At 49.1% G+C, this 19828-nt stretch carries 15 protein-coding genes; 9 read left to right on the top strand and 6 right to left on the bottom strand.

What is annotated here, in order from left to right; all coding sequences use genetic code 11:
* From Q0294_RS05430 to Q0294_RS05405, 6 genes are all read left to right on the top strand, one after another.
* A partial coding sequence (locus Q0294_RS05430; protein WP_299461690.1) for an HAD hydrolase-like protein occupies positions 1-730 on the top strand: 730 nt, incomplete at its 5' end.
* Between the two features lie 89 nt (positions 731-819).
* On the top strand, positions 820-2256 hold the full coding sequence (gene gnd, locus Q0294_RS05425) for a decarboxylating NADP(+)-dependent phosphogluconate dehydrogenase (protein ID WP_299461689.1): 1437 nt from the start codon (positions 820-822) through the stop codon (positions 2254-2256).
* A gap of 127 nt (positions 2257-2383) precedes the next feature.
* On the top strand, positions 2384-3118 hold the full coding sequence (locus tag Q0294_RS05420; protein ID WP_299461688.1) for an MBL fold metallo-hydrolase: 735 nt from the start codon (positions 2384-2386) through the stop codon (positions 3116-3118).
* A gap of 60 nt (positions 3119-3178) precedes the next feature.
* Complete coding sequence (locus Q0294_RS05415) at positions 3179-4150, top strand: class I SAM-dependent methyltransferase (RefSeq protein WP_299461686.1); 972 nt, start codon at positions 3179-3181, stop codon at positions 4148-4150.
* A gap of 380 nt (positions 4151-4530) precedes the next feature.
* Complete coding sequence (locus tag Q0294_RS05410) at positions 4531-5490, top strand: ferredoxin--NADP reductase (protein WP_299461684.1); 960 nt, start codon at positions 4531-4533, stop codon at positions 5488-5490.
* A gap of 679 nt (positions 5491-6169) precedes the next feature.
* Positions 6170-7171, top strand: coding sequence for an aldo/keto reductase (locus tag Q0294_RS05405; RefSeq protein WP_299461682.1), 1002 nt, complete (start codon positions 6170-6172; stop codon positions 7169-7171).
* A gap of 6 nt (positions 7172-7177) precedes the next feature.
* Here the strand turns inward: Q0294_RS05405 and Q0294_RS05400 are convergent, their stop codons facing one another.
* Entirely contained in the window at positions 7178-7657 is a 480-nt protein-coding gene (locus Q0294_RS05400; protein WP_299461680.1) for a tRNA (cytidine(34)-2'-O)-methyltransferase, read from the bottom strand.
* A 245-nt stretch (positions 7658-7902) separates the two neighbouring features.
* Here Q0294_RS05400 and Q0294_RS05395 point away from each other — a divergent pair, with 245 nt between their 5' ends.
* Positions 7903-11451 carry a class I tRNA ligase family protein gene (locus Q0294_RS05395; protein ID WP_299461678.1) on the top strand — a complete coding sequence of 1183 codons (3549 nt, stop codon included), beginning with the start codon at positions 7903-7905 and terminating at the stop codon, positions 11449-11451.
* A gap of 63 nt (positions 11452-11514) precedes the next feature.
* Here the strand turns inward: Q0294_RS05395 and Q0294_RS05390 are convergent, their stop codons facing one another.
* The 3 genes from Q0294_RS05390 to Q0294_RS05380 all read right to left on the bottom strand — a co-directional run bounded on the left by Q0294_RS05390 (position 11515) and on the right by Q0294_RS05380 (position 16525).
* Complete coding sequence (locus Q0294_RS05390; RefSeq protein ID WP_299461676.1) at positions 11515-13467, bottom strand: sulfatase-like hydrolase/transferase; 1953 nt, start codon at positions 13465-13467, stop codon at positions 11515-11517.
* An 87-nt stretch (positions 13468-13554) separates the two neighbouring features.
* Positions 13555-15117, bottom strand: coding sequence for a PQQ-binding-like beta-propeller repeat protein (locus Q0294_RS05385; protein WP_299461674.1), 1563 nt, complete (start codon positions 15115-15117; stop codon positions 13555-13557).
* A 397-nt stretch (positions 15118-15514) separates the two neighbouring features.
* Complete coding sequence (locus Q0294_RS05380; RefSeq protein ID WP_299461672.1) at positions 15515-16525, bottom strand: endonuclease/exonuclease/phosphatase family protein; 1011 nt, start codon at positions 16523-16525, stop codon at positions 15515-15517.
* Between the two features lie 169 nt (positions 16526-16694).
* Between Q0294_RS05380 and Q0294_RS05375 the strand changes: the two genes are divergently transcribed.
* On the top strand, positions 16695-17162 hold the full coding sequence (locus Q0294_RS05375) for a RidA family protein (protein ID WP_299461671.1): 468 nt from the start codon (positions 16695-16697) through the stop codon (positions 17160-17162).
* A gap of 66 nt (positions 17163-17228) precedes the next feature.
* Complete coding sequence (locus tag Q0294_RS05370; RefSeq protein ID WP_299461669.1) at positions 17229-18623, top strand: PQQ-binding-like beta-propeller repeat protein; 1395 nt, start codon at positions 17229-17231, stop codon at positions 18621-18623.
* Positions 18624-18676: 53 nt separating this feature from the next.
* Here Q0294_RS05370 and Q0294_RS05365 read toward each other — a convergent pair whose 3' ends face one another.
* Both Q0294_RS05365 and Q0294_RS05360 read right to left on the bottom strand, forming a co-directional pair.
* Positions 18677-19237 carry a hypothetical protein gene (locus tag Q0294_RS05365; protein ID WP_299461667.1) on the bottom strand — a complete coding sequence of 187 codons (561 nt, stop codon included), beginning with the start codon at positions 19235-19237 and terminating at the stop codon, positions 18677-18679.
* Positions 19238-19529: 292 nt separating this feature from the next.
* Positions 19530-19718, bottom strand: a complete 189-nt coding sequence (locus Q0294_RS05360) for a hypothetical protein (RefSeq protein WP_299461665.1) — start codon at positions 19716-19718, stop codon at positions 19530-19532.
* Positions 19719-19828: the final 110 nt, after the last annotated feature.

The raw sequence follows: 19828 nt of genomic DNA, 5'->3' as shown, positions 1-19828 counted from the left end.
TAAATATGCACGGGAAGCTGCGGAATTTACGAATTTGTATTCCAAGTGGCGCGGTGCGAATCGCTTCATTTCATACACTTTGGCCTTAGATCTTCTGGAAGAGCGTGCGGAAGTCCAATCGCGCAATGTCCAAGTTCCCAGGCTGCAAGGCGTCCGGGACTGGATTCAGCGAGAGACCAAATTGGGGAACCCGACTTTGGCTGCGGAAGTAGAAAAAACGCATGATCCCGATCTGGAACTGGCCTTAAAATGGTCTCTGGCAGTTAATGAAATGATTGCCGACATGGTTCACGATGTCCCCCCATATCCGAATGTCAGAGAAAGTCTGATCAAACTGGATCCGGTGGCGGACATGATTGTCTGCTCCGCAACCCCTAACGAAGCGCTCAATAAAGAATGGGAAGAGCACGATATTGCAAAATATGTCGATGCAATTTGTGGCCAGGAAGCGGGCAGTAAAAAAGAAACGCTCGGTCAGGCCAAAGCCTGCGGATATGAATCGAACAAAGTGTTAATGATCGGTGATGCTCCCGGCGACATGAAAGCAGCGGAAGCAGTCGGAGCACTCTTCTACCCCATCAATCCCGGTGCAGAAGAAGCCAGTTGGGAACGATTCATCGGCGAAGCCTGTGACAAGTTTCTTAACGGCGAATATGCGGGCGAATATCAACAAAAATTAATTGCCGAGTTTGACAGTTATCTGCCGGAGTTACCTCCCTGGAAACGATAATTCTGCAAATTGAGTTCACTCAAAACCAGCAGAAATAATTCAACACATTTTTTTATTCACAGAACATCAGAATCGAACGAGAATTTTCAATGTCAAAACACGATATCGGCCTGGTAGGTCTGGCAGTGATGGGACAAAACCTGGTACTCAATATGGCCAACCATGGCTATTCTGTAGGTGTTTTCAATCGCACCACCAGCGTCACCGATGAATTTGTCAGCAGCAAAACGGATGAGCAGAAAATCACAGGTTACCATACTCTGAAAGAGTTGGTAGACAATCTGGCGGCCCCCCGCAAGGTGATGCTCATGGTCAAAGCTGGTCCTGCCGTTGATGCCATTATAGACGATCTCAAAGGATTATTAAGCCCCGGAGACATCATCATCGATGGCGGTAATACACACTTTGATGATACCAATCGCCGCACCAAAGAAGTCGAAGACGCAGGTTTGCTTTTCATTGGAACAGGCGTTTCCGGCGGAGAAGAAGGGGCATTAAAAGGCCCCAGTATCATGCCCGGCGGATCACCCGCAGGTTGGCCGCATGTCAAATCGATCCTGCAGGACATCTCTGCGAAAGTGGGCGAAAACAACGACATCCCCTGTTGCGAATGGGTGGGCGAAGCAGGGGCAGGGCACTATGTCAAAATGGTGCATAATGGCATCGAGTATGGAGATATGCAGTTAATCTGCGAATCGTACTATATTCTCAAACACACACTGGGACTCACCAACCAGGAACTTTACAAAGTGTTCGACGAGTGGAACCAGGGGGAACTCGAAAGTTATCTGATTGAAATCACCCGTGATATCTTCACCGTGATCGACGAAGAAACAGGTGAGTATCTGGTTGACGAAATCCTGGACACCGCCCAGCAAAAAGGGACTGGTAAATGGATGAGCCAGCATGCACTGGACCTGGGTGTTCCCACCACATTAATCACAGAAGCCGTTTATGCCCGCTGCCTTTCTGCTCAGAAAGAAGCCCGGGTTCGCGCCTCCAAAATCCTCGGTGGCCCCAACAAGAAATTTGAGGGTGATCGCAAGCAGTTTATCGAAGATGTCAGGCAGGCCCTGTATGCATCGAAATTATGCAGCTACGCGCAAGGTTATGTCCAACTGAACTCAGCCGCCGAACACTTTGGCTGGAAGCTGAATAATGGGGATATTGCCCTCTTGTGGCGCGGCGGGTGTATTATTCGCTCTACCTTCCTGCAGGATATTAAAGCCGCCTTTGACAAGAATCCTGAACTGGAAAACCTGCTGCTGGATGACTTCTTCCGCACGGCTGTTGAGAAAGCGCAACCAAGCTGGAGACGCGTGGTCGCAACGGCTGTTGAGCTTGGATTGCCGGTCCCCAGTTTTGCAGCAGCCTTAAGTTACTATGACGGATACCGCCAGGCTCGCTTGCCTGCAAATCTGCTACAGGCTCAGCGCGATTACTTCGGAGCGCATACTTATCAACGAATTGATAAAGAAGGTACTTTTCATACCGACTGGATTCGCGAACGCCGTCTGGATTCATAATCGGATCCAAACTGGTTCATTCAAATCGTCTATCGGTTTTTGCTGTAGCCAGCCTGTTCATTCGCCCGTTAATAAAGAAAATCAACTTTATTAACGGGCAAAATTGTGATTAGCGGGGAGTAAAGCGATGCGAATCGTGTTGTTGGGGACAGGTGGTTATCACCCTAATGAGCGTCGACATACCGCCTGCCTGATGATCCCCGAACTGGGAATCATTTTTGACGCAGGAACCAGTTTTTTTCGCGTTCCTGGTTTTATGCAAACACGCAACCTGCAAATCTTCCTGACTCACGCCCACCTGGACCACATTGTCGGTCTTTCTTTTTTTCTGGTCCCCATGCTGACGGACCAGATCGACTCTGTCAAAGTTTATGGCGAAGAATCGAAGCTCACTGCCATTCAAACCCACTTGTTCTGTGAAGAAATTTTTCCTGTTCTGCCTGATTATGAATTCATTTCATTACCGGAAACAGTCACTGTCCCCGGTGATGGCATTCTGCGCCACTTGAATCTCGAACATCCGGGAGGTTCGGTAGGTTATCGCATCGATTGGCCCGATCGTTCCATGGCCTACATCTCTGATACTGCCCATCCGGAACAGCATCTGGACTTCATCAAAGACGTTGATCTATTAATTCACGAATGTTACTTCCCAGATGACATGGCAGAGTGGGCTGATAAAACCGGACACAGCCACACGACTCCCGTCGCAGAGCTTGCCCGTGATGCCAGGGTTGGGAAATTGGTCCTGACCCATATTGACCCTCAACGTCCAGGCGATGACCCGATTGAAATCAAAGTTGCTCAAAAAATCTTTCCGAATACAATATTGGGAGAAGATCTGATGGAAATCGATTTTTAGCTCCAGGAAATACTTCGCATTCTTCGGCCTTCTCTCCAAAGTAAGTATTCAGAAACCATGATGAAAGAAACATCACAAGAATCCATTCTTTCTCTGGAACTTCTTGAAGCATTGAGAAACCCGGAAAATGGTTTCCCATTGGAATATGAAGCAGGCCAGAATTTATTAATCGATCGGCAATCCAGTCGCTCGTTTCCCGTCCTCAAAGGCATCCCCCGATTTGTAGAGCAGGAACATCTCTCCAGTTTTGGGCTGCAATGGAATAAATATGAGGTTGCTCATCCTGACGAGGATCGGGCGACATTTTCTGCTAAAACCGGATTTGAGCTGAGTGAATTACAAGGGCTTAAAATTCTAGACGCCGGCTGTGGTGGAGGTCGCTATTCTAAAGTGGCCGCTGAAGCAGGGGGGCTCGTATCGGGTGCTGACCATACAACGGCAGTCGAGAAAGCTCTAAAACTCTGCAGCCATCTCGAACACGTCTCTCTGGTTCAGGCCGACCTCAAACATCTCCCTTTTCCCCCCCAGTCATTCGATTTTGTGTTTTCAATCGGCGTGATGCACCACGACAAAGACACACGCGCTGTATTCGATGCCGTGGCCCGGATGGTTAAACCCGGCGGCCGTTATTCTGTCTGGCTCTATCGAAAAAACCAGTGGTGGCAGGAAATCATCAATTCCGCGCTTCGCAGAATCACAACACGCATGGCTCCTGAAAAGCTGGAGACCTGGTGCCGCGTGGGTGCCTGGCTGGGCGGGATTCCCGTGATTAATAAAACCCTGAATAAAGTCATCAATTTCAGCAATCATCCCAACTGGGAAAACCGGGTCTGTGATACTTTTGACTGGTATGCCCCCGCTTATCAATACCACCATACAACAGAAGAGCTCAAGTCGTGGTTTGAACAGGCCGGGTTTGAAAACTTGAAGATTCTCCCTCCGGAAAAAACGGGCTCGTTTTATCGCTGGTGTTATGAGCACAATCTTTTGATTGGCAGCGGGGTAAACATACAAGGCACAAAATCCTCATAGTTCCCATTGATTTCCTGATAACACTCTCTCTCCTGAGCGTTCGTTTTTGACTGTTTTACCTGAGCCGATTCGCTAATGAATCCGCCTGAATAAACTCGGTTTTAATCTGACGCCCGCACCCCAAATTACCTGATATGATGATACAGTGTGTTATTAAACCGTGTGTTAGACTTGACAATCGATCCTGAAAAAGTGATAGAGGAATGAATCTGATACAGAGCTATGTATAAAGATATCCATTAGTTTCCGCCTGGGATGTTTGATCCGGTGGGATACTCATGGAGAGTATGCCGTTTTCCAGTTTGAATTTCAATAAAATCCATCATTGTGCATTCAGCCGGCCGCCTTAACCGGTGGTTAAAAGCGCGACAGGGAGTGTCATGAATCCAGCGAACCCTCCAACCGGGCAATCGACTCCTGAAATTGAAGACATACAAAACAAGCAATACAACTCAACTGTTATAGAGTTGCGTATGGCGCACGATCATTTAATGATCATCCGGGTCAAACCTGACGAAGCAGTACCGGCCTTCTCAGGCGGGCAATACACAACGCTCGGGTTAGGCTCCTGGGAACCACGGGTTGACGGGGGGCCGCTGGCAGAGTTACCCAAGCCGAAGCTGATCCGCCGCGCCTATTCTATCTCCTGCCCGATGCTCGACTCACAAGGTGAACTGCTCTCAAATGATGAGATTGATTATCTGGAGTTTTATATCACACTCGTGTTACGTCCCGATTCAAACGATCCGCCACTGACTCCCCGTTTGTTCTGTTTGAGAGTGGGCGACCGTTTGCATCTGGGCAAAAAACCGGTCGGCACCTACACCCTGAAACCAGTTCAAGCGAACGACAATGTCATCTTTGCCGCAACAGGCACCGGTGAAGCTCCTCACAATTCAATGTCAATTGAACTGCTGAAACGTGGCCATACAGGCCAGATCGTTTCAATCACCTGCGTACGCTACAAAGGGGATCTCGGTTATCTTGATCAACAGGCGCAAATCCAAAAACGCTATCCCAACTACCATTATGCCGCTTTTACGACGCGGGAACCTGAAAACATTGATCAGAACCATCCCCACTATATTGGTAAACAATACCTGCAGGATAAGATCCAACCGGAAAAATTCCAGGAGCTGTTTGGATGGACTCCGCATCCGAAACAGACGCACGTTTTTCTCTGCGGAAACCCATCAATGATTGGCCTTCCCGAAAAAGACGAAAACGGCCAACTGTTCTTTCCCGAACCAAATGGGATGGTAGAGTTGCTCACTGAGCGAGGATATCAACTATCCACCGCCAAAGCGCCAGGGAATATTCACTTTGAGAAATACTGGTAACGCATTCACGCCCCAGTATGCAGTGAACCAGAGATAAAAAAAGGGGCTTCTAAAAACCCCTTATTGAATCAGTCACAGACGGGCGCTGTTGAGATCAGAACATTGCTTTCATGGCACATGAGGCGCGTCTCTTCCCTAAAGCAGCATCGGAATCTGTCTGTGAGCGCTTCTCTAACAACGGAGCAACTGATTAAGTAGCTCTGTCCTAGCCTTTACGATGTCTGATCTTAGCTCGAGCGCGTCGTTTTTTACGACCAAGTTTGCGGCGACCTTTACCTGTCTTCTTAGTTCCCATTCGAAGATATGCCTTTCGTATTTGCTTCTAAATTAAGTGAATTTTAATGTATTTCAGTTTCAGTTAACCACATCGACACATGACTGGTTAACCGTCAATCGTAAATGTGCTGAACGGATTTCCTCTCAGAAATCATAGTGCAAACCATTACTTTAACAGGCTTTGATAAAATCTTCAACCACGTCTGTTCAAGGAATTTAAGGTCCCTTGAGAAATCTGCTCAAAAAAACGAAGATAGAGCTACTGACTGGCCAAAGCGCGTCCCATTTAACCATAACGTCATACGTGCTAATATACTTGATCCAAACGACCCTGGATAAGCGATAGTAAACCTGGACACAGGCTAGATCAACTCACACCAAGAATTCATCAGGAACTGCAATTATGGACTACCGTAACTTAGGAAAAGCCGGCGTTCGCGTCTCACCCTTATGTCTGGGGACGATGATGTTCGGCGGACCAACCGGCGAATCAGATTCCATCTCCATCATGCATAAAGCGATCGATTTGGGTATCAACTTCTTCGACACCGCAAACATGTACAGTACAGGTGGTTCCGAAACAGTGGTGGGAAAAGCCCTGACGGATCGCCGCGATAAAGTGATTCTGGCCACGAAAGGACGTGCTCCGATGGGGCAGGGTCCGAATGACGCGGGTGCCAGTCGCGTGCACCTCATGCGGGAACTGGATCGCAGCCTGGAACGTCTGGGAACAGATTATATCGATCTCTATTACGTGCACACTCCCGATTATCAGACTCCGATCGAAGAAACACTCCGCGCCCTGGATGATATGGTGCGATCCGGAAAAGTACGTTATATCGCCTGTTCCAATTTCCGTGCCTGGAGGCTGGCAGAAGCCCTGTGGACCAGTGATGTACGGAATCTCTATTCTTTCAGCTGCGTTCAGCCACTCTACAATATCATGAACCGGGACATTGAAGTCGAACTGATGCCGCTTTGTCAGGAAAAAGGGATCGGAGTCGTCAGCTATAGCCCTCTTGCCAGGGGTATTTTGACCGGAAAGTATCGTAAAGATCAGCCGTTTCCCGAAGGCAGCCGCGCATCCCGGAATGACAAGCGCATGAATGAAGCCGAACTCCGGGATGTCAGTATTGAACTTTCCCAGGAAATTGCCGCTTATTGCGATCAAAAAAGGGTCTCGATGACGAATTTCGCATTGGCCTGGTGTCTGGCCAATCCGATTCTCACCTCAATTATTATTGGCCCGCGTACAATGGAACAATTTGACGACAATCTGGGCTGCCTGAATGTGGAAATCACAGCCGAAGATGAAGCCTTTATCGATTCGCTTGTGCCCCCCGGAGAACATAGCGGTAAAGGATTCCAGGACCCTCAATATCCGGTAACAGGACGGGGAAAATAGATCTCGTTAAGGGAGTAATCCCCCGAACTGGCGGACGGCTTCATACATGACGGCGGTCGCAGTACTGGCCAGATTCAGACTGCGAACCTGTTCCCGCATCGGCAGTTTTAAATTGGAATCGGGGGATTCCTCCAGAATGCGGGGAGGCAGTCCGTTACTTTCACTCCCAAACAGAAATACCTGTCCCGGTTCCAACTCTGCTTCCCAGACGAAGCGGGTTGCGAACTTGGTCAGCTTCCACCATGTCCTGTCAGAGAGGCGTGACTGAACTTCCTGCAGGCTGTCAACGGCTTCCCAGTCCAGATGTTGCCAGTAATCCATGCCTGCACGCCGCAGATGTTTTTCATCGAGTTTAAAACCAAGTGGCCTGACCAGCCACAATTTGGCACCGACGGCGACGCAGGTCCGACCGATATTCCCCGTGTTCTGTGGAATATCCGGCTGGTAAAGCACGATGTGCAGGGAAGGCTCAGACGTTGATGACATTCCGACTCTCAAATTGGTAAAATTATCGCAAAACGGGTACAAATACGAATTTATAGCACTCGTAAGAAAGCACTATCTATGTAATACTTAACACATTCAGGTTATCATATTTCTCGTCAGAAAAGTTCGTTTGCAGAGTACCGTATCAGGAAATGAAACGGTATATCCAGCGACTCCCGCTGCAGGACTTTTTTCTAATTCTTCAAGCCCAAATCCAAACTATTACGACTCAATAAGAATTACCGATGTTTCAAAAAGTGACCGACGCCAGCTTCATCAAAGGTGAACACGAAATTCTCAAATTCTGGGAAGACAACCAGATTTTTGACCAGCTACGCAGGAAAAACAAAGGGAAACCCAAATGGAGTTTTATTGATGGTCCAATGACCGCCAATAACGCCATGGGGGTGCACCATGCCTGGGGGCGAACCTACAAAGACGCCTATCAGCGCTATTTTGCCATGACGGGACACGAACTGCGATTCCAGAACGGCTTCGATTGCCAGGGACTCTGGGTTGAAGTCGAAGTGGAAAAAGAACTGGGTTACGGGACCAAGCAGGAAGTGGCCGAACATGGCATCGACAAATTTGTCAATGAGTGCAAAAAACGCGTGCTGCGTTTTGCTGCCCGCCAGACCGAGCAATCAGTCCGTCTGGGTTACTGGATGGACTGGGACAATCCCGCTGAGTTACGAAAATTAGCTGAGTTCGTCGGCAAGGAAACCGAAGTCACCCTCACCGCGCCCAGTGGAAAGCAGATCACCGACAAAGCCGATATGCTGGTTTCACGACTCGGTAACGCAGAATGGGGAGGCAGTTACTTCACGTTTTCCACGGAAAACAACGAAACCATCTGGACTTTTCTCAAAAAGTGTTTTGAACGCGGTAAAATTTATCGTGGTCATGATGTCATGCCCTGGTCGGGACGGGGAGGCAGCGCATACAGTCAAATGGAAGTCGCCGATGGCCGAAAACTGTCCGTCCATCGTTCCGTTTTTGTCCGCTTCCCGCTGATTGGCCGTGAAAATGAATATCTGCTGATCTGGACCACGACTCCCTGGACACTCACCAGCAATGTGGCTGCAGCCATCAATCCGGATCTGGATTACGTCAAACTGCAGTCCAAAAAAGACGACGCCATCTACTACTTCGCCAAAGAAAACCTGGAATACCAGCGTTTGAGCCGGGAATACAAAGAAGGTTTTGGACGACCGGAATGGTCGTGGCCCAAAGAAGTCCCCAAACTGAAAACGCTGGCCCAGATCTTTAAAGAGCAGGGGGGCTATGAAATTCTTGACACCATCAAAGGTGCCGAAATGGTTGGCTGGGAATATGCGGGTCCCTTTGATGATCTCCCCGCACAACAATCGCCGGGCGGTTATCCCAGTGATGAAACGTTGCTGGATCAGACAGGTATCACCTGCCATAAAGTGGTAGACGGCGGTCGCGATTTTAAAGGAAATCCTCACGTAGTGGCCGGTGAAGGAACAGGCATCGTGCATACGGCTCCTGGCTGCGGTGATGTCGACCATCAACTGGGTATCGAACTGGGGCTGGTGGCGATTGCTCCGCTGGGAGAAGACGGGCGATTCGAAGACGGGTTCGGAGTATTTACCGGCAAAGAAGCCATTGATCCCGCGACCCCTGAGCTGGTCTTTGAACTGTTAAAACAAAAAGATCTCCTGGTTTCGGTAGAGCCATATCCTCACATTTATCCGCACTGCTGGCGCACCGGTGATGAACTGATTTTCCGTCTTGTGGATGAATGGTTCATCAACATGGACTGGCGCGAAGAGATCAAAGACGTAACCCGACAGATCAACTGGGTTCCTGCCAGCATTGATGGTGAGCAGCATGAGTTGGAATGGCTTACGAATATGCGGGACTGGATGGTCTCCAAGAAACGCTTCTGGGGACTGGCACTGCCGATCTGGGTCGATGAAGAAACGGGAGATTTCGAAGTCATCGGTTCCTTGAGTGAACTGAAAGAACGGGCCGTCGAAGGCTGGGAAGCGCTGGAAGGGCACACTCCGCACCGCCCCTGGATCGATCAGGTCAAACTCCAGAATCCCAAAACAGGAAACCTGATGACCCGGATCCCCGATGTGGGAAACCCCTGGCTGGACGCGGGAATCGTGCCCTTTTCCACCATGCAGTACAACACGAATCAGGCAGAATGGAAACAATGGTATCCGGCGGATCTGGTCACCGAGTGTTTCCCGGGCCAATTTCGTAACTGGTTTTATGCGTTGCTCTCGATGGCGACCATGATGGACGGAACGCCCCCCTTCAAAACCCTGCTCGGATATCGCCTGGTGCTGAATGAAGAAGGCAAACCGATGCACAAATCGGATGGAACCGCCATCTGGTTTGAAGAAGCCGCCGAGCAACTGGGGGTCGACACGATGCGCTGGATGTATCTGGCACACAACCCCGCAGCCGACCTGCGATTCGGCATGCGAAATCCGGAAAAACCGGTAACACTCAACACTCCGGAAGGTCCCATCAGCGAAACGAAAGAAGGCGCTCCGACATGTCTGGTGGAAAGTAAACCGGCAGACGAAATTCGTCGACAGGTACTGATTCCGCTCTGGAACTCCTATGCCTTTTTTGTCAACTACGCCCGGCTGGATGAATTTGATCCCGCTCAGCCACGCGTTCCCGTTGCAGAACGCCCGGAAATCGATCGCTGGGTTTTATCCAACCTGCAAGCCTTACTCGCTTCTGCCAAAACGGAAATCGAAGCCTTTAACTATGCCGGTTTCCTCAAAAATGCAACAGCGTTTATCGATGACCTGTCGAACTGGTACATCCGACGGAATCGACGTCGCTTCTGGCGTTCTCAGGATGCGAATGACACGGATAAACAGGCCGCCTATCAGACTCTGTTTGAAGTGCTGGTTACCTTATCCAAAGCACTCGCTCCCAGCATCCCTTTTCTCAGTGAAAGAATTTACCAGAATCTGGTCGCAAGTTGGGACCAGAGTGCCCCCAGCAGTGTGCACCTTTGTGATTTCCCCGTATGCGATTCCTCTCTGTTGGACGAAGAACTCAATTTCCGCGCTTTACAGGCACAAATTGTGGTCAAATTAGGCCATAAATTGAGGGACGAAACCAATCAACGGGTTCGTCAGCCTCTGGCGGAATTGCGGTTTGCCTGTCAGACAACAAAACAGTCTGAAGCTATCGAAAGTCTGGCGAACACGATTGAAGAAGAGTTAAATATCAAAAAAGTCACGCGCTGCGAAAACCTGGATGACCTCGTCAGCTATACCTACAAACCCAACTTGAAGACGCTGGGGCCTAAATATGGAAAGCTGCTCGGCATGCTTCGCACGGATCTTCCTGAAGTCGGAGACGCGGTATTAGGACCACTCAGACGGGGTGAATCAGTCTCGATTGAACTCTCTGGAAACCAGATTGATCTGGAACCCGATGATGTTCTGGTCGGAACCGAACAAGCCGCCGACTGGGTTTGCTCGGATGAGCAGGGAATCCAGATTGCCATCTCAACCAGGTTAACCCCCGAACTGGAACAGGAAGGCATGGCCCGCGATTTTGTCCGGCAAGTGCAACAGCTTCGCAAAGAGGCTGACCTGGAAATCGAAGATCGCATCAAAGTCTACTTCCATTCGAACGGCGCAACCGAGGTAGAGCAGGCGGTTTCAAACTGGTCAGAATACATCCTCGGTGAAACTCTCGGCGATCAATTGAATCCTTCAGACAGTTCTGGTGAGTCGAAAGAAGTCACCATCGGGAATGCTAAAGTGACGATTCGAATCGAAAAATCATAGGCCCAACGTGATCTTCAAGTCGTAGTCGCTCAATTAAATCGGCGACTACGACCTTGAATCACTTTATTTGTCCTGGGACTGTTTTTCTTCGATCCGCTCCACCAGTCGCGCCACGTATGACTGCAGGCGTCGATCAAGTTTGGGATGTTTCAGAGGCAACTGTGCAATTCTCTCTTTGACGGGTGCCACTTTTTCGTTACTCAACTTATCGAGCCCATTCAACGCCAGCATGGCAACATAAACACCATCCTGGTTCTGATTCGCAAGTGAAACCAGTGTCTGGACTGCCTGTTGAACATCCTGTGCATCACCATATTTACCGAGTGCTTCCGCGGCGATACAACGCACCGACTTGGAAGAATCCTCTAATGAGTTATGCAATGCACTGCGGGCTTGTTTCACTGCGTGTTCACCCCGCATCAAAAGTCCCATCGCTGCCCAGTAACGAACGGCGGCATTTTGATTTTCCAGGCCGGCAATCAATTCAGCCTCACCATCCTGTTTTCCGGATGATGCCAATTCTGCCATCGCCAGAATTTTCTTCAAGGGATAGAGCTCATTGTTTTGCCCAATCAGATAAGGGGCGCCACCATCAGACAGGCGATGCATTTCGGCTTCGGGCATAAAACCAAGATCCCGTATCTCAAGAATTTTCTGTTGTTGCGCCTGGCGCAACTCATTCAGAATCTGCTGATGTTCGTCTGAGTTCTGCAGATTGTTAACTTCGTCCCGGTCCACCTCCAGGTCATACAACTCTTCCGCCGGCTTGGTTTCCCAGAAATAAGTCTGCGGGGGTTTGAGCTGTCCGGCATCATACATCCTCTTCCAGACCTGAGTCGTGGGCGTCTGGAACATGTAATTCAGGTACTGTCCGTACTCTTTGTGAGGCATATAGTTTTTGATATACAGATAACGTTTGTTTCTGACCGATCGGACCAGGTCATAGCGTTCATCCATCCGACCGCGAAAACCGTATTGATACTCTTGTGGAGCCGTATCATATTGCCCCATAAACGCATTCCCCTGCATGTGCGCTGGGGGCTTCATACCAGCCAGACTGAGCGCAGTCGGTGCGAAATCCACAAAACCCACCAGCCGATCCGTTTTGCCATCCGCCTGATAATCTGCAGGAGCCAGCTTACGGAACTTCGGGGGAACGTAAACCACCAGGGGAACCCGCAGGCCGGAATTATAAGGCCAACGCTTGCTGCGAGGCATGCCGGAACCATGATCGCCATAATAAAAGATGATGGTGTCTTCAGTCAGCCCCGCGTCGGCAAGCTCCTTGAGATTCTTCCCGACCAGCGCATCCATTTCGGTGATACGATCATAATACTGTGCCCAGTCATGACGCACTTCAGGAGTGTCAGGATGATAAGCGGGAATGCGCACTTTCGCGGGATCATGGACCAGAGTGTGAGGCCGGTCGCGAATTTTACTTTCGTGGCTGATGGTATGGTTAAAAACAGAAAAGAAAGGCTGCCCGGGTTTACGGTTCTTCCAGTGCGCTTTGCCGCTGGATTGGTCCCAGACGGTTCCCGATGACGCCACGTTGTAATCTTCTTTGCTGTTATTCGTACAATAATAGCCGGCTTGTCTGAGATACTGCGGATACATCAACACGTCATCAGGCAGCTTGACCATGCTGCGCATATGCTCGGCTCCCAGGCAGGTGGGATACATGCCTGTAATCAGAGTCGTGCGCGCGGGTGCGCATACCGGAGCGGTCGACCAGCAGTTCAGATAAATCATCCCCTGCGACGCGAGTTTGTCGATATGAGGCGTATCCGCGTATTCATCGCCGTAACAGCCAAGCTCAGGGCCATTGTCTTCACTGGTTATCCACAGAATGTTCGGACGGAGATTTTCGGCTTCCGCTGCAAATAGTTCGACATTGAAGTGACAGACCACTGCCAGACTGAAAGAAAGCAGCATCCATCCCATTTTGTTTTGCAGAGCACTTCTAAACCGCATACGATGATCTTTCAAATCTAAGCTGAAGATTAATAACGCCATCTCTCAGAGACAGGTCCCTCTACTTTCTTGCGTGATTCACCAGCCTGTTACCGATTCAAATATCCCGCTTTCAAGAAAGGGATCTGATTATTTCCCACGCACATCATAACACAACAGAAGATCCTGATCCCGCAAGAACAATTTCCCGTCTGCCACCACCGGATGAGGCCAGGCAGGTTTCCCACTGCGTTGAGGTTGATCAAAGCGTCCTTTTTCGACATACGCCTTGGGATTGATTTCCACCAAAGCCAGAGGCCCTGATTCACTCCTCATATAGATGTGCCCGTCCGCACAAGTCAGGGCCCCTTTTCCCACAGATCGATTCTGCCAGACGGTCTGACCATTGGTAAGATTGATGCAGGTGAGTACGCCCGGATCACTCGAACCGTAAAGGAACCCGTCTACTTCGACCATTCCGCCATGATGATTTTTCATGTCCGGCGTGAAAAATCCCAATTGCGCAGAAACACGATTTTGTGCAGACGTCAAACGGAGCAGGGCACCACCGGTTCCATAACCGGAGGCATAAAAGACGGAATTGTTGCCTGCATAAAAGATCGGCGCAGAACAGTTGGCGGTTTTATTGGCAGCGCGATCATTGCCCCATAAAGGTGTTCCGGTTTGCGCTTCGACCCCCATAATGCCAGCGTGGGTCAAATTCACGTACTGCTTCACGCCTCCCACATTCACTATAATTGCGGAAGAGTAAGCGGCTTTCGGATTTCCGGGGACAGCCGCCTTCCAGATCGCACTCCCATCCTGTTTTTTGAGGGCCACCATCGTTGCTCCCTGTCCGCCGGGAGAGCAAATCAGCTTCTCACCATCAATGAGAGGGGATTCGCTGATGCCCCACACAATATTACTGCCACCGAACTCCTTTAATATATTTTTGGTCCATTCCACACTGCCATCCCTGGTTGTCATACAGGAGAGATCCCCGTTTGCTCCCAAAGCGTAGAGCACTTCACCATCGACGGTCGGCGTTGATCGAGGTCCGTTTCCCTGTCCATCTTTAAATACCGAGCCATTGGTCTGAGTCCAGACAATTTCCCCCGTATTGACATCAATGGCGATAACGACTTCCTCGTTCCCCTTTGTGCCCATGGTAAATAGCAGATTTCCGCTGAGCGAGACGGAAGAATAACCTTCCCCCAGGCCACGGGCCGTCCAGAGTAATTTCGGCGGACTCTGATTCCAGTCTTTTAACAGACCTGTCTCTGTGGAAATGTTGGCTCGCCCCGGACCACGAAATTGCGTCCATCCCTGGGACACCGTGTCCTCGCTGGCTGGTTCTGGACCTTTTTTGGTCTTCATTTCTTTTTTGGGCCGACTCACTTTATCACTGGATTTTGGTTCGGCGGCATCACGAACTGAAAAGCGAGTAATCGCACCGGAAGCGGAAGTGAAAACCGTCGCCCGTTGTCCGACTTTGAGCTGGTCAATCTTTGCCGGCTTGCTATTGATGGTCGTGGGAATCGAATCGGGAATCGAAAAACTTTTTTCTTTCCCCTGAGCGGATGTAATGACCACCTGCTTTTGATTTTCTGAGATGGATTTAATAATTCCACTGAATATGGCAGCATCGGCCTGACTCATCCCAGCCACGGAAACAAAAAAGACAACCAGACTCAAAAACCGTATCGATCGCATGTGAAGTCCTCTTCATTTCAGAAAGCATTTGATCCTCCCGGCTCTACTGCGATCCGGCAGGCATTTTCCTGAGATGAATTATACTGAGATTTTGAAACCGGATGAAGCAGGAAACAGGAATTGGCTCAATTTGATGATTTTTATCGCCCATCACACCAGGTAGCGTTTCTTAATTCAAATTGCCCTTATAAATATAGAGCAACCGGGGCTAACGCCCTTCGGCTAATAAGTCATTCCGGCTGTCAAAGTACCAGAAAACAAGATCAGCCGCACGGCGTTAGCCGCGGTTAAAATCGACCTGAGTCAGGTTGTGGTCCTGGGAATCACACTCAAAACCAATAAATAAACTCTACCTGGGACCGTGCAAATGAGATGATGAGAGCCAAAACAATTTCGATCAGTCTTGCTTAAGTGACTTTACGATAACGTCTGTCACCACGGGGCGATGATCGGAGGTCCAAGTCCATCTGTTTTTGGTATCGACGGCAGTCACATGATCGTTGATCCAGATACTGTCGAGATCCAGCACAGGCAGGGGTAAGGGCCAGGTTGCCATATACCCGTCACCGGCGATTTCAAACGTGTTTTTCAATAATTTTCTGAGAGGGCGAAAATGATCGGAATCACTGGGGGTATTAAAGTCCCCTAATACCAGAATTGGCTGATCAGGCATTTCAGAAACCCGGTTTGCCAACTCCAGGAGTGCCTTTTTTCTTGACTTGAAGATATCGCTGTTGATATCAACCAGGTAAACCGCGATGCCGCCTCCCGGCTCCTGCCCCCGCTTCAGGTCCACACGTTCAAATCTGCCCATCTCGGTGAGCGTACCCGAATTCTGATTCGACACGGGGATTCGGGACAAAAACACAAAGCCGTTATTAACGACTTGAAAAGGATGATCCGGAAACGAATCCTGCCAAAATTGTTTCATGTCAGCAGAGTCTGCCCCTGCCTCAACCAAACCGATCAGATCCGCGTCGATCGTCTTTAACTCTTCCAGTACAACATCCATGCCCCATAATCGATCACCGATATTCCAGAAAAGAACACGCATCTCTGGCCGATTTTGATCCTGCAACCCCGGATGAAGACCGTGGCTCCGAAATTGAGAATTCCAGCACCAGATCCCCGTCAGCAGGGACAGTATGAACCAAACCAGGGAAATCCGGTACCAGTGAGCGCGCCAGGCTAAGACAAAAACCATTGTTGCCCCCAAACTCAAAAGAATGAGGGGCGTCGCGTAAAAAACCAATGTGGGCACCACCCCGCCAGAATCTCGCACCGTGAGGCGAATCATCAAAGCCAGAATCCAAAAGGCGGAGAAGCAGAGAATGAAAAGTTTTGTCAGCCAGAATCGCATTCCATTCTGCTGACTGCTGGTCTGGTTTTCAGAGGATTTTGATGTCATTCTCATTTACTTCTTTTAAGCAGATCCTGCCACTCTGAATGAAATTCATCTGATTCCATCGATCTGTTTCTGGATGATTTGATCTAAGATATGTTATGATCCAGATGATTTAATCATTCTAACGAGAGTTGATCAACTCTGACTTCATTACAAAAGGAAAATCATCACAATGAGCCAAACTCCTGAAGCACGCATCCAGGAACTGGGACACTCTTTGCCAACTCCGCCACAAGCAGTGGGATCATACATCCCGGCGACCCAGTTTGGTAATGTGATTGTAACCAGTGGCCAGCTCCCCTTTATTGGCACCGAGCTGATGTTTAAAGGAAAAATCGGTGACGAACTCCATGAGGACGATGGTTCCAACGCCGCCTGCCTGTGCCTGTTGAATGCATTAGCCCAAATCAAAACCATCACAGGTAACCTCTCCCGGGTGAAGAAAATAATTCGATTAGAAGGTTATGTCCATTCTGCTCCCGGATTTGACAGGCAGCCTTATGTTCTGAATGCTGCCTCGGAACTGTTAACTGATATTTTTGGCGATAAAGGCAAGCATACCCGCGTGGCATTGGGAATCTCAGAAATGCCTTTAAACGCAGCCGTTCAATTAGCACTCTGGGTAGAAATCGAATCGTAAACCACACCACCGCTGTGTGATCAACGGAAATGTGTTTCGGTGCCTCTTTTTAATGGATTATCCAAGATGTCTCTGCCTGTAACACAAGCCGACAAGAAGGATTCTTTTCGCACCCATCTCCTACGAATGGCATGGGTGCTGTTTGCCTTGTTCATTCACACAGGCGTTGCCGTCGGACAGTTACCCAAAATCTCTCCCGGAACTTCTAAAGATTCCACGGAAATCGCTCCTCAGGAATCTGAGGAAAAAACGGATAACAACGCGACGAAAGCAACCTGGACTTCTTTTCTCGGAAACAACCGCAATGGTATTTCTGAAGAAACAGGGCTGAATTTAGACTGGAATGTACGCAAACCTGCGGTTCTCTGGCGAGTCCCTCTGGGAGATGGTTTTTCTTCCATTGTCATTGCCGACGGTCGCCTCTGGACCATGGCAACGCATCTGACGAGTGATTATGTGGTCTGCTTTGACGCGTTATCCGGTGAAAAGCTATGGTCGACCTTCGCTGCTCCGACTTATCTGGATAGCCAGAGACAGGCACGCGGCCCCCGTTCCACGCCGACCTACGATGCAGGTAAATTGTATTGCCTGCTACCGGCGGGTGATTTGCTCTGTCTCGACGCCATTTCTGGAAAAATCATCTGGAAAAACAATATTTTTCAACTCAGTGGTGCGCCGCAACAGGAAGAGAAAACCATTTATTACTGGGGCATGTCCGCTTCACCCCTGATCGAAGGAGATCTGGTAATCCTGCAACCGGGAGGGGGCAACAATAACTCTGTCATTGCCCTCAATAAGGAAACCGGCAAACTGATCTGGTCTGCCGGCAGCGATCCTCCTGGATATGGTTCACCCATCGTCATTGAAGCAGAAAACCAGAGACAGATTATCGTGCCCACCGGGCAATCTGTGCTCTCGCTCACTCCTGAAAAAGGAGATCTGCTGTGGCGAATCGTCTGGGGCAATAAATATAACTGTAATTGCGCCACCCCAGTCTGGAATGACGACTCGTTATTTGTCTCTTCCGCTTACGGGACAGGATGTATGCGATTTGCGTTAACCCGTCAGAATGAAGAACTTCGTCCCATCTCCCATTGGAAAAACCTCGCACTGCAGAATCAGTTTGCCACCAGTATTATTAAAGACGGGTATATCTACGGGCCACACGGGGATCTGGCGGCTGTGACGTACCGCTGCCTGGATATGCAACGCGGCCAGGTGCAATGGATCTCCCGACGCGTTGGCAAATGTACGCAAATCGCGGTGGAAGGTCATCTCATCTGCCTTACGGAGCAGGGGACTCTGATTCTCGTCGAGGCCAATCCGACCGAGTATCGCGAAAAAGGCAGATTGACCGGATTGCTAGGCTTTAAAGCGTGGGCACATCCCGCATTGGCGAATCAGCGGCTTTATATCCGTGATGAAAAACGACTGGTCTGCCTGGATCTCAAACAAAAATAGCCGCGAAGGAATAATTCTTCCGCGGCTTTTTGAATCAGCTTAGTTTGTTGCCATCATTCAGCAGGCGCTGTGACCAACTCTTTTTTGAGAGTTTCCAACTTTTGCTGCTGCTTCTTGATCAATTTTTCCTGTGTCTCAATTTGCTGTTTGATCGCCTGTTGATCTTTTGCTCCTTCCACTTTGGGAAGCTGCTTTTGAGTGGGATAAATTCGTCGCGGGGGGTTTCTCAATTTAACAAGTGCTTTTTTATTCTCCTCTTTAACCCGTGCGAGAATTTGATCGGCCTCAAAGATTGTCCGACGCGCTTCTTCAAAAACAGTACGTTCTTTCCCATCCGGGCCAATAATCTTTTCCTGGTCATTGCCCTCTTCGTCATTCATATCGTTAATGTCGTTCTTAGCACCCATCAGGGCATCATAGAAAGCACGTGTTAAGTTCGTTTTTAAGTCATCTCGATCATAGTCAGAGTAATCCTGATCCTGCTTGCCAGCAGGTTGAGCAGAGGCAGAATTATCTAGTTTCGATTCTTTTGCGTTCTGTTGAGCGGAAGTGAAGCTCGCCATGGTGATGTAAAATAAACCCATGACTACAGCTAGTGCCAATATTCGTTTCATCAATCTGCCTCATTCACTGTATAAACATTGAATACAACCTCAGGCTTTTTATTCGCCAGATTCATTATATTCAAATCATTCCGCTTATACCATCCCTTTTACCACAAAAAGGAAATCTGCCAGGCCGCTTGCCATCTCATTTCTGGGCAAACGCAATCTACCCGAAACAGTCATCGAAGAGCCAGGAGCATCTTTACTCTTCGGAATAAATAAAAAAGCCTGTGATCAAAACACAGGCTTTTCAATAATTTAAGGTCATATTATTTTCAGGCAAGATCAACAGCTGACCAATTCACGAATTGATCGCGTTGATCGCATTGGCCAAATCCATCAACTCATTGATCAATGCACTTCGCAATGTGGTCAGACCAGCAATCGCGCCAATTCCAATAATAGTCAGCAGCAGTAAATATTCAACAAAGACAGCACCACGAACTTTTTGTTTCCATCGTCGCGATTGTGTCCGGATTTTGTTTAACACAGGTTACCCTTTCATGTAGTCCAGATAGAAAATCCTCTGCAGAGCTACTAAGCACAACCTGTACCAATCGTTATAATTTTTATGATTCTACAATCTGTGAAACAATATTC

Source organism: uncultured Gimesia sp., from assembly GCF_937919775.1.
Taxonomy (GTDB): domain Bacteria; phylum Planctomycetota; class Planctomycetia; order Planctomycetales; family Planctomycetaceae; genus Gimesia.
This window is presented reverse-complemented; position numbering and strand designations above follow the sequence as displayed.

Coding starts and splice junctions, on each gene's coding strand:
- gnd (WP_299461689.1), top strand. CDS start 820: ATGTCAAAACACGATATCGGCCTGGTAGGTCTGGCAGTGATGGGACAA.
- Q0294_RS05420 (WP_299461688.1), top strand. CDS start 2,384: ATGCGAATCGTGTTGTTGGGGACAGGTGGTTATCACCCTAATGAGCGT.
- Q0294_RS05415 (WP_299461686.1), top strand. CDS start 3,179: ATGAAAGAAACATCACAAGAATCCATTCTTTCTCTGGAACTTCTTGAA.
- Q0294_RS05410 (WP_299461684.1), top strand. CDS start 4,531: ATGAATCCAGCGAACCCTCCAACCGGGCAATCGACTCCTGAAATTGAA.
- Q0294_RS05405 (WP_299461682.1), top strand. CDS start 6,170: ATGGACTACCGTAACTTAGGAAAAGCCGGCGTTCGCGTCTCACCCTTA.
- Q0294_RS05400 (WP_299461680.1), bottom strand. CDS start 7,657: ATGTCATCAACGTCTGAGCCTTCCCTGCACATCGTGCTTTACCAGCCG.
- Q0294_RS05395 (WP_299461678.1), top strand. CDS start 7,903: ATGTTTCAAAAAGTGACCGACGCCAGCTTCATCAAAGGTGAACACGAA.
- Q0294_RS05390 (WP_299461676.1), bottom strand. CDS start 13,467: ATGGCGTTATTAATCTTCAGCTTAGATTTGAAAGATCATCGTATGCGG.
- Q0294_RS05385 (WP_299461674.1), bottom strand. CDS start 15,117: ATGCGATCGATACGGTTTTTGAGTCTGGTTGTCTTTTTTGTTTCCGTG.
- Q0294_RS05380 (WP_299461672.1), bottom strand. CDS start 16,525: ATGACATCAAAATCCTCTGAAAACCAGACCAGCAGTCAGCAGAATGGA.
- Q0294_RS05375 (WP_299461671.1), top strand. CDS start 16,695: ATGAGCCAAACTCCTGAAGCACGCATCCAGGAACTGGGACACTCTTTG.
- Q0294_RS05370 (WP_299461669.1), top strand. CDS start 17,229: ATGTCTCTGCCTGTAACACAAGCCGACAAGAAGGATTCTTTTCGCACC.
- Q0294_RS05365 (WP_299461667.1), bottom strand. CDS start 19,237: ATGAAACGAATATTGGCACTAGCTGTAGTCATGGGTTTATTTTACATC.